The sequence below is a fragment of the Arthrobacter sp. Y3223164 genome (assembly GCF_059091005.1).
This window is the reverse complement of record NZ_JBNHGF010000460.1, coordinates 1-1,916: the sequence shown is the minus strand read 5'-3', so window position 1 is coordinate 1,916 and position 1,916 is coordinate 1. Positions and strand designations below refer to the sequence as shown.

The 1,916-nt window shown below is 71.7% G+C and carries 2 protein-coding genes; both read right to left on the bottom strand.

What is annotated here, in order from left to right:
* Positions 1-843: sensor histidine kinase (locus AC5RUJ_RS15380; RefSeq protein ID WP_494156149.1), on the bottom strand; the 843-nt coding region annotated here is incomplete at its 3' end.
* A gap of 57 nt (positions 844-900) precedes the next feature.
* On the bottom strand, positions 901-1,797 hold the full coding sequence (locus AC5RUJ_RS15375) for an ABC transporter permease (protein ID WP_494128937.1): 897 nt from the start codon (positions 1,795-1,797) through the stop codon (positions 901-903).
* Between the last annotated feature and the right edge of the window lie 119 nt (positions 1,798-1,916).

Below are 1,916 nucleotides of genomic sequence, written 5' to 3'. Positions count from 1 at the left end.
GTCGCCGCCGGCCAGCTGCGTGGGGCCGGAGGCCGCGATCAGGGCCCGCGCTTCCTGCAGGTTGTCCCGTGCGGTGTCCCGGATCCCGGCCAGGGAGGACGCAAGCGCCGCCGGGACCGGGGTGCCGGCCTTGCGCAGCTGTGCCTGGGCCGCCTCCGAGAGCATCACGATCGAGGTGAAGCCCTGCGCCAGCGTGTCGTGGATCTCGCGGGCCATCCGCTCCCGCTCGGCCATGGCGCCCTGGCGCCTGTGCGCGGCCCCCAGTTCCGCCCGGGCGGCGTTGAGCTCCGCGATCAGGTCCGCCCGCTGCTCGCTCTGTTCGATGATCTTGTAGATCCACAGGCCCAGCAGCGTGCTGGCCAGGAAGGAGATCACCGCCTGCAGCCCGGCGGCCAGCAGTCCGGCGGCGCCGGTGCCGTACAGGTGCAGCTGGCCGGCGGCCACGAGCACGCAGATCAGCGCGGAGGCGGCCACGCCGTTGCGCTCCGACCCCGCGAACATCCACACCTGCGGGAACGCGATGAAGAGGATGATCGAGCCGGCGCCGGAGAGGAACGCCAGGTAGGTCACCACGGCGATCAGAAGCACCACGTACAGCTTCGGCTTCCAGGTGTGCAGGTCCTTCGCCCGGGTCAGGAACGGGTAGGCGGCCCCGAGCAGAACGAGGGACGCCACCGCCGATGCCTTGGCGGGATTCCCCGCCTCGGCGCTGACCCAGACGATGACGGCGACGGTCGCCAGCGCGACGTAGAACCCGAGGTGCCACCACTTCAGGCCGCGGAACCAGATCGAGTCCCTGACGGAGGGCGGGGCCGTCGCCGGCGGGACCGCGGATTGATTCATGGCATCACCTTACGACGGCCCCGCCGCCCGGCCGGCGCGGCGCCCTGCCGCGGGGGACTACTTCTGCGGCGGCCAACGGAACATCAGCCGGGTCAGCACCAGGCCGGCGGCCAGCCAGCTGAGGATCACGACGGCGGACATCCCCAGGTTCCAGCTCCCGCCGGGCTCCACGGCCTCCCAGCCCTCCGGCAGGAACACCGAGCGCATGCCGCTGGCGGTCCAGCGCAGCGGCGTCAGGTCCGCGAGGCCGCGCAGCCAGTCCGGGATCTGCGGGAACGGGAAATAGACGCCGGAGATGAAGGACAGCAGCAGTGGCGGCACGGCCGCCATGGTGGAGGCGGAGGGCCCGGACCTGGCCAGGCAGGCGAAGGCGATCCCCACCGCCGACCAGGCCGCCGTGGAGCCCAGGAGCAGCCACGCGAACGTCAGCCAGGCGTCCGCCGTCGCCGGCAGGGGCACGTCGAACAGGAACCGTGCGCCCAGCAACAGCAGGGCCGATTGCGTCAGGATCAGGACCAGCGTCATGCCGGTCTTGCCCAGGAAGTAGGACAGGCTGGGCAGCGGTGTTCCGGCCAGCCGCTTGATGCTGCCGTTGAACCGTTCGGCGGCCACGTAGGCGCTGAGGTTTTGGAAGCCGCTCAGGACCGTGCCCAGGGCCAGCATCGCGGGCAGGAAGTACTCGGCCGGGCGCAGCAGCGACTCCGGCCGCGCCGGATCGCCCATCGACGCGTCCTCGCCGAAGACGGTGCTGAACAGGCCCATCATGATCAGCGGGAACAGCAGGGTGAAGACCACCGCGGCCGGGTCGCGCGAGAACATCCGCACCTCCAGCAGCGTCCGTTTCCAGCCCAGCAGCACGGCGTTCGGCCGCCAGACCCGGACTGCCCCGGGGCGGCCGGATGTAGACGGGGCGGACACGGCGAGGCCGGATGTCGAGGGGGACGGGGCGTTCATGCCGCGTCGGTCCTGTCCGTGCCGTGCTGCTGCAGCAACTGAAGGTAGATGTCCTCGAGGTGCGGCACGCGCACCTGCAGGTTGGCCGGCTCGCGCCGCCCGCCGCCGCTGAGCAGGTG